General features: G+C 45.2%; 1 protein-coding gene. It reads left to right on the top strand.

The window, feature by feature from the left end; genetic code table 11:
- Positions 1-540, top strand: a 540-nt coding sequence (locus R7093_RS27585) for a cell division protein FtsX (RefSeq protein WP_318147323.1), incomplete at both ends; no start/stop codon positions are given.

Raw genomic sequence — 540 nt, 5'->3', positions numbered from 1 at the left:
ATTCTGACTCTAGCGGTCATCTCCATGGCACTTGCCATGCCAGCTTGTTTGTATCTATTGGGCAAAAACGTGGCAGGCGCTGCCGAAGATGTGGCATCTCCCTCGCAAGTTAGTGCTTACTTAGTTGAAGGCATGCCGGATGCGCGTGTGATGGTTCTCAAAGATCAAATTGAAACTTGGCCTCTTGTAAAAGAAGTGGAATATATTTCTCCACAGCAAGGTTTGGCCGATTTAAGCCAGTACGCGGGTTTTGACCAAGCACTGAGCTTGCTAAGCGGTTATGCATTACCAGGCGTGTTGGTGATTACGCCAGAATCTGATATCAAAACAGACATTCAAGCCCTAGCAAAAGAAGTAGGTCAACAACAAGATGTGACCGATGTTAGGCTCGATGAAGACTGGCTTGCGCGCTTAAATGCCATCAAAACACTAGCTGGCATTATTGTCGTGACCCTGACAATCCTAATGTTGGGTGCGGTATTTTTAATCGTTGGTAACACATTACGTTTTAATGTACTGGCGAATAAAGAAGAGATTCAA

It is taken from the genome of Vibrio sp. 1580, assembly GCF_033340055.1.
This window is presented reverse-complemented; position numbering and strand designations above follow the sequence as displayed.